The sequence below is a fragment of the Streptosporangium sp. H13245 genome, from assembly GCF_055690525.1.
In genome coordinates, this window is record NZ_JBSZKT010000017.1 from 36,705 (window position 1) to 49,424 (window position 12,720).

The 12,720-nt window shown below is 71.7% G+C and carries 5 protein-coding genes; 2 read left to right on the forward strand and 3 right to left on the reverse strand.

Annotation, left to right across the window (positions count from 1 at the left end):
- Positions 1–122: 122 nt before the first annotated feature.
- Positions 123–1,622: a glycoside hydrolase family 3 protein gene (locus ACW9TB_RS23375; RefSeq protein WP_472750183.1), complete on the forward strand. Its 1,500-nt coding sequence runs from the start codon at positions 123–125 to the stop codon at positions 1,620–1,622.
- A 27-nt stretch (positions 1,623–1,649) separates the two neighbouring features.
- Positions 1,650–2,555, forward strand: coding sequence for a MurR/RpiR family transcriptional regulator (locus ACW9TB_RS23380; RefSeq protein ID WP_472750184.1), 906 nt, complete (start codon positions 1,650–1,652; stop codon positions 2,553–2,555).
- A 259-nt stretch (positions 2,556–2,814) separates the two neighbouring features.
- On the opposite strand, the gene ACW9TB_RS23385 is transcribed toward ACW9TB_RS23380, so the two are convergent.
- From ACW9TB_RS23385 to ACW9TB_RS23395, 3 genes are read right to left on the reverse strand one after another with little or no spacing between them, the layout of a single operon-like run.
- Entirely contained in the window at positions 2,815–3,066 is a 252-nt protein-coding gene (locus ACW9TB_RS23385; RefSeq protein WP_472750185.1) for a hypothetical protein, read from the reverse strand.
- Positions 3,063–9,266: an RHS repeat-associated core domain-containing protein gene (locus tag ACW9TB_RS23390; protein WP_472750186.1), complete on the reverse strand. Its 6,204-nt coding sequence runs from the start codon at positions 9,264–9,266 to the stop codon at positions 3,063–3,065. Before ACW9TB_RS23390 ends, ACW9TB_RS23385 begins: the two co-directional genes overlap by 4 nt.
- Positions 9,267–9,280: 14 nt before the next feature.
- Positions 9,281–12,568: a DNRLRE domain-containing protein gene (locus ACW9TB_RS23395; protein ID WP_472750187.1), complete on the reverse strand. Its 3,288-nt coding sequence runs from the start codon at positions 12,566–12,568 to the stop codon at positions 9,281–9,283.
- Positions 12,569–12,720: the final 152 nt, after the last annotated feature.

Below are 12,720 nucleotides of genomic sequence, written 5' to 3' on the forward strand. Positions count from 1 at the left end.
AGCTACTTTGAAGGCAATGATAATGAAGAAAATTGTCATTGATGTGTAACCTGCCTTGAGACACCTTTCCCCCTTTCCCGGCCCGCCCGTCAGAAGACGCCTACCTCGATCAAGGTGACCGCATGCCCCACAGCAGCCCCGACCTGGCCCGGCTGGCCATGACCGTCCTCCAGCCGGGTTTCGACGGCACCGAGCCGCCCGGATGGCTGCTTCGCGCGCTCGGCGACGAGGGCCTCGGCGGGACGGTGCTGTTCGCCCGCAACCTCACCGGCCTCGGCCACACGGCCGATCTGGTCGCCCGGCTGCGCGCGGAGAACCCGGCCGCGGTGGTCGCGGTGGACGAGGAGGGCGGATCCGTCACCCGCCTGCAGGCCGCGCGGGGCAGCTCGTGGCCGGGCAACCGGGCGCTGGGCGTGGGGGACGACGTCGAGAGGACCCGGCTGGTCGCCCGGGAGATCGGCGGCCTCCTCGCCTCGGCCGACATCACCATCGACTACGCCCCGGTGGCCGACGTCAACGCCAACCCGGCCAACCCGGTGATCGGGGTCCGCTCCTTCGGTGCCGACCCCGAGCTGGTCTCCCGGCACACCGAGGCCTGGGTCTCCGGGCTCCAGGGGACCGGGGTGGCCGCCTGCGCCAAGCACTTCCCCGGCCACGGCGACACCCACACCGACTCCCACCACGCCCTGCCGACCGTGCACGCCTCCCCCGGACTCCTCGCCGAACGCGACCTGCCGCCCTTCCGTACGGCGGTGGCCGCCGGGGTCCGGGCCGTCATGTGCGGGCACCTGCTGGTCCCGGCCCTCGACCCGGAGAACCCCGCGACGCTGAGCCGGAGGATCACGACCGGGCTGCTCCGCGAGGAGATGGGGTTCACCGGCATGATCGTCACCGACGCCATCGAGATGCGCGCCGTCGCGGCCCTCCACCCGCCGGGAGAGATCGCGGTCCGCGCCCTGGCCGCCGGGGCGGACGCGATCTGCGCGGGCATCTCCTCCCCCGGCGGCGAGAACGTCCACGAGCTGCGCGACGCCATCGTGGCCGCCGTACGGGAGGGCAGGCTCGGCGAGGAGCGGCTGGCCGAGGCCGCCTCCCGCGTCCTCGCCCTGTCCGGCTGGTACGCCGCCACCGCGGGGGCGCGGGCCGCGGCGAAGGCCGCCCGGGGCCCGGGGGACGAGGGCGAGGAGCTGGGCCTGCGCGCCGCGCGGGCCGCCATCCGGGTGACCGCCACGGGTGCCCCGACCGTGCTCTCCGGGCCGCCGCTGGTCGTGGACATCGCCCCCCGGCTGAGCGAGGCGGTCGAGCCCGGCATGCTCACCGGGCTCATCGGCGCCTTCACCGAGATGCTGCCGGGCACCGTCGGCCACGTCGTCACCGTGGAGGCGCCCGAGCTGCCCGACCTGAGCGACGGGAACCGCCCGCTGGTGATGGTGGTGCACGACGCCGGGCGCCACCCCTGGGTCGGCGAGCTGCTGGCGCGGGCCGTCGCGCTGCGCCCCGACACCGTGGTGGTCGAGACCGGGATGCCCGGCGAACCCTCCGGAGCGGTGTACGTGACCACGAACGGCATCTCCCGGGCCTCGGCCCGCGCCGTGGCCCGCTGGCTGACCGGTGACCAATAGGCTGATTCATGAAATGAAAGGCGCTCAATGAACGTCCTCGACGGCCCCACCCCCGTGAACCTGGTGGCCACGGTGAGGGCCGTTCTGCCCTCCCTCACCCCCGCGGCCCAGTCCATCGCCCGTCTCATCCTCGACGACCCCGGCGTGGTGGCCCGCAGCACCATCACCGAGTTCAGCGCCGCCTCCGGTACCAGCGAGGCCACGATCGTCCGCACCGCCAGGGCCCTGGGCTTCGCCGGATACTCCCAGCTGCGCTTCGCCCTGGCCGCGGCGGTGGCCAGGGACGAGCCCGAGCGGCTGGTTCCCGGCGACCTCGGCCCCGACGACCCGCTGACCGACGTGATCGCGAAGGTGGCCAGGGCCGAGTCCGAGGCGCTGGCCGACACCGCGGCGCAGCTCAACCCCGACCGGCTGGGCATGGTGGTGGAGGCGGTGGCCGGGGCGCGCAAGGTCGACGTCTACGGGGTCGGCGCCTCCGGGCTCGTGGCGGCCGACATGGCGCAGAAGCTGATGCGGATCGGCCTGCCCGGCCACGCCTACACCGACGCGCACCTGGCGCTGACCAGCGCGGCGCTGGTACGGGGCGACGACGTCGCGGTGGCGGTGAGCTGCACCGGCGAGACCCCCGACGTGCTCGCGCCCGTACGCGTCGCGCGGCGGGCGGGCGCGACCACGGTGGCCATCACCAACAACCCGCGCTCCTCCCTGGCCGGGCTCGCCGACCACGTCCTGGTCTCGGCGGGCAGGGAGACCGCCTTCCGCCCGGGGGCGCTGGCCAGCCGGATCAGCCAGCTCCTGATCGTCGACTGCATCTTCGTCGGCATCGCCCAGCGCACCTTCGAGACCTCCGACGCGGCGCTGAGGGCCACCAGGGACGCCATCGACGGCTTCAGGGCCGACCACCACCGCCGGGGCAGGTCCTCCCAGCCCTGACCGGGCGCGGGCGGCCCACACTCCCGATCCTCATCACCAAACGTCGTCAAGGTCCACCGCCGGAACGGAGCCCCAGCCGGAGCAGGTCGCCACCATCCCCACCGGGGACCTGCCGCACGGCGTGTGGGGAGCCGGGCGACGGCACCGGGGTCCACGTCGGTCTGGAGACCGATCGGTTGAGGCACGATGAGCCCGCGTACGGCGGCGGCTCCGGTTCCCCGCGTGGGGAACCGGAGCCGCCGGTCGTCGTCATGGCCCGCTACGGCGAGGTGTCACCCCCGTCGGGGCGCGGGCCCGCCCCGTGTCCCGCCCTGCCGCCGTCCTCCCGGTAGACGGGGTCCACGAAGGCGGACCCGGTCAGGCCGATCAGCACGACGAGCCAGGAGAAGACGGCCGGATCGGCCCACACCGCCGTGGCGGCGCACAGCACGACCGTCACGGCCACGATCCCGAGGTTGCGCGGCCTGCGGAAGGTCGCGGCGAAGCGCACGATCACCCAGCTTCTCGTCATGGCTTCGGCAGGTTGTACGGCGACTTGAGCATGTTGGGGCTGAACCTGGTCGGTTTCAGTCCCCACTGCCACTGGTACTTGTTCATGAATTTCGCTCCCGAGAGCATCTCGGTCTTCGGCGTGACGGCGGGAAGGTTGGGGGTGCCCCGGGTGAGCCGGACCCCGGCGACGCCCCTGGCCGCCTTGTAGGCGTCTCGCCCGCCCTGGTAGATACGGGAGGCACCGCCCAGGGCGGCACCTCCGACGCCGGACATGGCGAAGTGGTTCCAGTTCCAGGTTTTCTCACCCGCGTTCATCGCGGTGTACGAGGCCATGCCCGTGGCGGCGCCCAGCGCGACCCCGCAGACGATGGAGATCCCGCAGCCGACGGCCAGCGCGGTCCCCGCCACCCCGATGACCAGCGTCCCGGCGAACCGCGCCACCTTCGACTTCCACCACGGCTTCTTCTTCTTGGCCCGCTGCTTGGCCTCCTCCTGCTTTCGCTTGAGCTCCTCAAGCTGGCGCTCCAGCTTGAGCCTCTCGGCGTTCTGCCTGTTGATCTCCTCCAGGTACCTGCGCATCTGCTCGGCGTAGGCCGCGTCGGTGAGCTCGCGGTAGCACTCGGCGGTGGGGCAGTTGGACGCGCTCATCCGGGGGCTGCTCCTCGGGCGGCCGGAGGAGTTGGACGTGCCCTTCTTGCCGGGCTTCTTGGACTTCTTGGGTTTCTTGATCGGCGTCCCGTCGGGACGGGTGCCCTGCTGAGCGCACTCCGAGTCGGTGCAGACCCGCTCACCCGAGGCGTCATGCCAGGTGACCGGGTTGTTACTGGCGTAGGCGTAGCCGTTGATCTGCTGCGGATCGGTGAGATCCATGATCGGGTCGGCGGAGACGAACCTGCCGGTGTCGGCGTCGTACTCGCGGGCACCGAGTTTGGTCAGGCCCATCGATTTGTCGATCGTGCCGCCGACGAAGCCCCGCTCCCCCGGCCAGGAGGCCGGGTCCGTGCCGCGTACGGCGCCGTAGGGCGTGGTCGAGCGGCGGGCGTAGGCCAGGGTGGTGGCGTTGACCGACAGCTCGCCGGTGTCGTGGTGGTCGGCCAGTACGTAGCTGACCCCGCCGGCCGTGGTGCGGACCACGGTCGCCTCCGGGACCTCGTAGTAGCGGGTGCCGTCAACCTTGGCCGTCGCCCTGGTGAGCTTCAGCTCCTGGCCACCCAGGTAGAGGGTGACGGCGTCGGGGTCGCGGCGCAGCAGCCGCTCACCGTCGGCGTCGTAGACGAACGACGTCTCCTTGCCCGCGACCGTGGAGGTGCCCAGGCGTCCCTCGGCGTCCCAGGTCATCCCCTGGTCGCCCAGCGCGGTGACCCGCCGGGTGGTGTTGCCGGTGTCGTCGTACTCGTAGCTGTCGGTCCGCGCGCCGGGACCGGTGGAGGCCACCTTGCTCAGGGTGTGCGGTCGCGCCTGGCCCGGCGCGGGATAGGTGTAGGCACGCACGGTGTCGCCGGTGGCGCCGCCGACGGCGTGGCGGGTCTCGGCGGTCCGGTTGCCCACCGCGTCGAACTCGAAGCTCTGCCAGTACGGCTCGGGCCCGCCGACCGTGGCGGTGGACGGGTCGCCCGCGCAGTCGTCGAGGGCCGTCCACGCCTTGGTCAGCCTGCGCAGGTGGTCGTAGCGGTAGCACTGGGTGTCGGTGCGGGTCTTGTCGTCGCGGTCGTTGCGGACCTTGACGATGTTCCCGGCGGCGTCGTAGGAGTAGACGACGTCGTCCATCGTCTGCGGCCCGGTCTTCTCCCGGTCGTTGAGGACCTGGGCCAGGCGCCGGGTGACGTCCTCGTACACCTGGGTGTGCACGACCCTGGAGCCGACGGCGCCGAGCACGGTCTGCAGCACCTCGCCGTAGGGCGAGTACTGCGTGCCGTTGGCGTAGACCTGGGAGCCGTTGTTCAGCGAGGCGGGGTTGCCGAAGGTGTCGTATCCGTGGTTGAGGGTCTCGGCGGGCAGGCCGCCGACGGCCGGGTAGGAGGTGGTCGCGATCGATCCGGTGACCGGCCGGTAGGTGGTGCTCGTGGTGTAGGTGCCCGCGAGCGTGCCCTCGGCCGCCGGGATCGTCACCGTGGTGCCGGTGCCCCGGCCCACGGCGTCGTAGCCCTTGACGGAGGTCGTGTAGGCGCTGCCGTTCTCCCACCGGGTGTCGGTGACCGGCAGGCCCTTGCCACCGGGCAGGGTGTCGTAGGACCACTCGGCCCGCTTGGTCGCGCCCTGGCTGAGCGAGATCTTACGGTCGAGGTCGTCGTAGGCGTAGGTGAGGGTGACCTTGCGCGCGTCGGTGCTGGTCTCCAGGTTGCCCGCCGCGTCGTAGGTGAACTTCGTCAGGCCCTTGTCGGGGTCGGTCGTCTGGACCTGGTCACCGCGTACGTCGTAGTCGTAGGTCCAGGTGTTGCCCACCGGGTCGACCACGGTCTTGAGCCGTCCCGCCGGGTCGTAGGTGTACTTGGTGGCGTCGTAGGCGGAGGCCGGCGCGTCGAAGGCCGGTTCGCGGTCCCGATACTGACGCAGCTCGGTGGTGCGTCCCTCGGAGTCGGAGATGGTGAGGGTGGCCGTGTCACCGTCGGGCGGGGTCATGGCGGTGTAGTTGCCGCCGTGTACCGTTTCGGTCCGCCATTTCGCCACGTTCAGCGACTTGTAGATCTCCGTGACCGCACGGTCCTGCCCGTCGAAGACGGTCTCGGTCTGGGCGGGGACCAGGTTGTCCGCCACGCTGAGCAGGGTGGCGGAGGGGGCGGCGGAGTTCCAGTAGACGTCGTTGGTCTTCCAGACCCGGCCGTGGGAGTCGTAGAAGTTGTCCTGGACCACCCGTCCGCCGGTGGGCGCCGCCACCTGCGTCTGCCGCTGCCGCAGCAGGCCGTCGTACAGCGTGACCGTGGTCTTGTACGTGCCGTTCTCCAGCAGGTCCTTCTTGGTCACCGCGGTCGGGACCGTGGTGGAGGGGGCGTAGGAAAAGGTCATGCTGGCGCTCGCCGTCTTGGCGCGCCCTCCCATCCAGACCGCGGTGAGCCTGCCCAGCGCGTCGTGGTCGGTGTAGGACATGCGGCCGTTGGCGTCCTGCTCCGACAGGACCAGGCCCCGGGTGCCGTCCAGGGTGGTCGTCGTCGCGTGACCCTTGACGTTGGTCACGGTCTTGGCCGTGGGGAACGCGCCGGTCGCCGGGGTGTAGGAGGTCGTGGTCGGGTGGCCCAGCTCGTCGGCGGAGGCGACGGCCCGGCCGTAGACGTCGTACTCCTGGGTGGTCGCGGTGTGGACCGGCCTGCCGTCGACGTACTTCCACAGCTTCTCGGTCCGGGTGACACCGGCCTTGCCCGCGACCGGCGCGGCGCCGAGCGCCTGCTTGTCGTAGTACAGCCGCTCCTCTCCCACCGTGTTCGCGGCGGAGGCGGGCGTCTGGCAGGTCGCCGACGTCGTCAGCGTGGAGGCGGGGTAGCCGACCAGCCAGTTGGTCGTGTCCCGGGTGGCGTAGGTGGTGCGCTTGCACTCCTCGTCACCGGTGACCGACAGGTCGCCCTGGTCGCCGACCTGGGTGACCAGGCCGTCGTCGTTGTAGGACGAGTCGACCTGGGTGCGCCGCCACGCCGTACCGCTCGCGGTGGTGACCAGGGTGCGGGCGCGGACCTTGGCGACGTCCTGTATCCGGGCGGTCAGCGCGGGCAGCCCTGGGCGGGCGCGGGTGGCGGTGGCGGCCGACAGCCACGGGTCGGAGACGCTCGCCGTGGCGATCTGGCCGTTCTCGCCGGTGTAGGTGACGAGCTCGCGCGAGGTCCCGGCGAGGACGTCGGCGTCGTCGACCCTGGCCCCCTCCGAGTCCGCGACCGTGACGTTCCGCACCGAGCCGTCGGCGAGCTTGTCGCCGTCCATGCCCCGGTAGTAGATGGTGTCGCTCTGCGTCCGGTTCTGCTCGCCCACCTTCGTCCGGACCTGTCCGTAGCCGCGGAACATGCTCCACGTCCGGTGCTTGTCCAGGGTGAACTCGGAGTCGTCGCGGCGCCAGGCCGCGCCGCCGAGGTACTCGTAGGAGGTGACCTTGGACTCCGAGCCGGAACCGGCCACCTTGTCGTCCTCGACGACCTTCGTCACGACGTACTTGTGGAACCAGTCCTTGATCGGGTCGATGTAGCCCTCGGGCGACCAGAAGGCCGGGAAGCAGCGCTTGGTGTTGGTGTCGGGCTGGGGGGTGGCGCCGTAGGTGCACTCCTTGGCGGAGTAGGTGACCAGCGTGTCGGCGCCCGACTCGGAGCTGATCCTGGTGAGGCGATACTTGTTCAGCGGCGGGCGGCCCTCGGCCGCGTCCACCCTGTTCTCCATCAGCGTGCCGCCGAACGTCACGGCGGGCAGCGTGATCGCGGTGCCGACCGCCTTGCCGGTGTGCGTGACCGACGACAGCCACAGCGCGGCGCTGGAGGCGTCACCGCTGCCGGGGAACTGCTGGGCCAGTGCCCAGGAGTCCACGTCGGCGTAGGCGGTGCCCTTGAGCACCTGGGTGGTGATCGAGGTGAGCCGCTTGCGGGACCAGAAGGTGGGGGCGATCGTCTTGCACGTCTTGTCGATGGTGCAGTTCTGGTCCACCGGGGTGTCCGGCCAGTTCGCCGCGTGCGCGACGTCGAAGGTGGTGCAGGCCGACAGGCACCGCTCGCTGACGCCGAAGACGACCTTCGCCGGGGCGGTCGCGTAGACCTGGCCGGAGCGCAGGCCGTACTCGATCCGGTTCAGATAGCCTCCGCGCGTGTAGGAGGCGGTGGCGGTGGACGCCTTGTTCCTGGCGTAGGCGCCGGTCTCCTTGGTGTAGTAGTACGCCATGGCGTTGCCCTGCGGGTCCACCACGTAGTCGAGCTGCCAGCGCCACATCTGGTTGCAGAAGGAGTCGGCGTAGGCCGAGGCGCGGCAGGGATCGCCCGAGTGGTTGCCCGCGACCGGGACGGTGCGCCCGGAGCCGGTCTCCGGCTTGCCGGTGCTCCAGCCGGGCAGCCGGTTCTTGCCGAACCAGTACTGGGTGCCGTCGGTCTTGGTGACCCGCCAGTACTCGTTGTCGTTGTCGCCGTTGGCGGTGTCGCTCGCCGTGCCGTTCAGGTGCTCGACCCTGGAGCCGTCGTCGTCGGCCAGCCGCCACCTGCCGGTGGTGTCGTCGCGGACCAGGGCGGTGGAGGAGCCGTCCATGCTGAGCATGGCGTTGTCGGACTTCCAGCACAGGTCGCCGACCTTGTCGGGGCTGTTGGAGCCCTCGCCCCTGTCGTCCCTGCAGGCCACGTAGCTGCGCTCGATGTAGCCGGGGTCGTAGTCCCAGCCCTCGCCCACCCATGACGGCTGGTTGTTGGTGGACGCGGTCCTGCCGTCCACCGAGGCCGAGGAGTAGGACAGGCTCACGTCCGGGTCCAGCTCGCCGGGGGAGGATGGCACGTCGATGTCGTAGCCGTAGCCGAAGGAGCCGGAGTTGCCGCCACCGGACCACTCGCCGGAGGGGGCCAGGGAGGTGGCGGTGTAGGTGCCGCCGGAACCCGCGGGCGCCGCGGCGGCGGCCAGTACGGTCGCCCCGGCCACGTCCACCTCGGCGGCCAGCGTGCCGGCCGCGGTGTCGTTCTTGGTGGTGAGCGGCCGGCCGGTGCGGCATTCTTCGCGTTCCGGAGTGGTCAGCGCGCACTCGGGGAGCTGGACCAGGGTGAGCCGGGAGGCCCAGTCGGCGCCGAAGGCGCCCTTGAAGGCGCCGTAGCCGACCTCGACGGCCGACCGCTCGGCGCCGCTCTCGCCGTCGGCGCGGCGCAGCGTCAGCAGCAGGCCGTCCACGCCGGCGCGCTGGGCGGCGGCCCGCTCGGCGACCTCGACCCGGACCTTGGCCGGGCCACGGGCCAGCCGTACCGGCAGGTTCCCCGCCGCGCGGCGGGGTCCCAGCTCGGCGGCGCCCGTGGGCCAGGCGACCGGCGCCTGCGCCTTCCACGGGCGGCGGTCGCTGTCACTGGGCGGCGTGGCGGTGTCCTTGGCCACGGTGCCGCCGCCGACCGACTTCTCCTTCTGTACGGGTCTGACGGTGAAATCGGGGGCCTGGGCGGTCGCGGGCGGGGCCTGGAGCACGGAGCTCACCAGCACGCCGGTGACGGCCATGGCGATCAGGCGGGCGGTACGGGTCCGGCCCGCGTACAGCAGCCGGCGGGTACGGCCGGCCGCGGGTGTCTGCGTCATCCGATGCGTTCCCATCAGTAGATACCGGCCATGTTGCTGACCCAGTACGAGTCGCCGATCTTGACGGCCGCGCCACGGTCGGCCGGGGCGCCGGGGGAGAAGTAGAGGACCCCGGTGTTGTCGACCCCGCCGGTTCCGGTGGACCAGATGTCGGGCGTCTCCTGTCCCGGCGTGGGCTGGAAGCGCGTGGCCCCGTCCACCGTGACGACCGTGCCCTGGGCGTTGCCGTTGGAGGTGAGGGCGGGCCGGGCGGCCGAGGTCCAGCCACCGAGGCCGTAGGCGCGGCGCGGCGCGAGCGTGTAGCCGCCGTCGGCGGCCCGGATGCCGGGGTGGATCCACATCTCGCCGGTGGAGCGGCTCCTGGTGATCAGGTCGGGCGCGTTGCCCTCGTCGGGCGCGCCGTCGCCGTTGGCGTCGGGGGTGACCTCACCGGGTGCGATCGCGTCGAGGTCGGCCCAGCCGGAGGCGCCGATCACCGTCGGCGCGGCCAGCTCGCCGTTGGTGGCGGTCGCGAGCGGCCCGGCCTGGGTGCCGGAGAACAGCAGCAGTTTGCCGCCCTCGTTGACGATGAGGTCGACGCCCAGCCTGCCGTCGATGTCACCGGGTGCGATCACCTGGGTGGCGGCCGCCCAGTTCCCGCCGCCCGGGTGCTTCAGCTCGCGGCGGCCCCACAGCAGCGGCTCACCCAGCCCGTCCCCGGGGTAGATCCAGAGCCGGTCGTCCTTGAGCACGAAGGCGTCCTCGTAGCCGTCCGGTCCCATGCCGTTCTCGGGACCGACGAGGTCGCCGCGGTGGGCGAGCCTGGCGTCGTTCCAGCCGCTGGGGAAGGTCCGGTTCCAGGCGACCGTGCCGTCACCCTTGCCGGTGTAGAAGAGCAGGCGGCCGTCCTTGGCCACGGCCAGGAAGTCGGGGTGGCCGTCGCCGTTCAGGTCGCCGTCGCGGTCTCCGGCGGCGATGCCGTCGGGGTCGGCGACGAACTGGGGGGCGGTGGTGAGGATCAGCGTGGTGTTGGTCTCCGCGTCCGAGGACGCGCCGCTGTAGGTGGAGACGTTGCCCGCGACGTCGTAGGCGACGACGTGCAGGCGGTTGTTGGGCCAGCGGGGCGGCACGACGCTCACCGTGGCCGCGCCGTTGACGGCGTCCACCCAGGTGCCGTCGGAGCAGCGGTCACCGCCGATGGACAGCGGGTGGTTGAGCGTGTAGCAGAAGCCGTCCAGCTGCGTGTCGGTGGACGTGAACTTGATCGTACGGCGCGCGCGGGCGGGCACCGTGGCGACGTCGAGCGGCTGCCCGTCGGTGGCGGTGACGACGGGCTTGGTCGGCGCCTGCTTGTCGAACACGAAGCCGCAGTCGCCCGCCCCGCCGGTCATGTCGATGCCGTCGGTGGCCTGGACGGTCCAGCGGTAACTGGCCGTGTCCCTGAACGTCCCCGCGGCGACGGTCACGCTCGCGGTCCCACCGCTGCTCACCTTGTCGGAGGGGGTGGCCACGGTGTTCCCGCCCACCTGCCAGACCAGGAACTTCGCCGTGACGTCGTGGTCGTCGGGGTCGCTCACCTTCGCGGTCAGCGCGATGCCGGTGTTGCCGACCACCGGCCAGGTCGCCGGGTTGTTGTCGCAGCGGATCGGCACGTCGTTCGCGTTGTTCCCCCACGTGCCCAGGTAGGCGGCCTTGGAGTTGACCTTGGGCGTGTTGTTGTAGGTGACCTCGAGCACCGGGTTGGTGGAGTTGACCCGGAACCGCTTCCAGCTTCGCGGGTCGTCCTCGGTGCCCGGCTCGGCGCGCAGGCCCAGGGTGATCTGCGAGCCGCCAAGGTCGGCGTTCTCCTGGACGGCCTCGCGCAGCGCGACGGCGGCGTAGTCCTCACCGCCACCGGCGCAACTGGTGGACCAGCCGTGCGCGTAGGACTTGGTCTGCAGCGTCTTCTTCCAGGTCGGCTGGTTGTTCCAGGTGGTGCTGGAGCCGATGCCGCCGGTCCAGCCGAGCTGCACCGGCATCTTGGTGCAGCTGTAGGAGTAGGTGTTGAGGACGTTGAACGTCGCCGACACGATGCGTGAGCCCCGCAGGTCGTCGGTGTTCATCTGGAAGTAGGAGCGCGCCGTCCCACCGGTCCAGTCCTCGTAGCCGACCCGCGCCTCGACCGGGCTCTCACTGCCGATCTTCTTGGTGCCGTCGTAGAAGGCGGTGTCCGCTATGGAGGGCGAGCCCGCCTGTTTGTAGGCGACCGACCAGTGGTTCTTGTAGCCGTCGTTGAAGATCGGGTCGATGGTGACGGGGTAGACCGTGGCGGGGTCGTCGAGCATCGCGCTGTCGGGCACGATCCGCAGCCGGTCGCCGCCGACCTCGGCGGTCATCTGGGCGGTGCGGGCGGGACCGGTCTCGGCCGGCTTCGCCGAGCGGGCGTTCCCCTGACGGAGCCCGGCCCGGGCGCCGGCCGAGGAGTCCCACATCAGGGGACGGGGCGCGCTGAAGACCTGCCCGCCCGCGTCGTCGGTGGCGGTGAGGCCGCCCTGCGGGTCGGTGGCCAGTCGCAGCCCCTTCCCGCCGACGCGGAAGGTGAGGGAGCGCAGCCTGGGGTCGGCCGCGGCCCGCGCGTTCTTGACGATCAGGTGGCTGACGAAGTTGTCGGCCTCCACCAGGATCTTCAGGTCGACGCCGGGCAGCACCTCGGGGTAGGTCATCTCGCTGCCGGACACGGCCGGTGCGGGGAGCGGCTCGGGCCAGGTGAGGGTGAGGCTCCTGCCTCCCTTGACCAGGGTCGCCAGCGGGCCCGTGCCGCCGCCGGAGAAGGACATGCCGAAGGTCGTGGACCGCGGGGCGACCGTCCCGTCGGCGCGGCGCCGCAGCGTCGGGTCCACCGGGCGCCACTCGCCGTCGGCCTGGGCGCGCACCGGGCGCAGGTGCTGGCGGAGGGTCAGGCTGCCGTCGGGGTTGGCGGTGACGTCGCTGGTCTCGGTACGCCGCTCGACGACCTCCACCTGCCTGCCTGTCTGTCGGGCCTGCCCCAGCGCCCGCAGTTCGTCGGGCGTGGGGCCCGCGGGCTCCGGCTCGGACGCCCCGGCGTCCGGCGTGGCGGGTTCGGGCGTGGCGGGTTCGGGCGTGGCGGTGAGCGGCTCCGCGCCCTTCGCCTGTTCCGGTGCCTGCGGCTGTTCCGGCACGGTGGTGGCCTGGGGATCGGGCCTCCCCGCGGTGGACGGGTGCCGGGTCTCGGCATCGGCGGCCGGCCCGAAGGCCCCGCCTGTCATCACGGCGACCGCCAGGATCGCCGCCCCCGTGTTCCACCGCTTTCGCGATGGCGTCATATGTCCCAACTCCGATCTCGGTTACGACTCAAGGCACGCTGCGGGCGTGGGTCACCGCTTGCGCGGCATACCATCGCGAACCATAGATCTTCAGGAATAACTGGCGAATCTGTCATCCCGGCGGCCAGGTCAGGGTGCGGAACCGCCCGTCT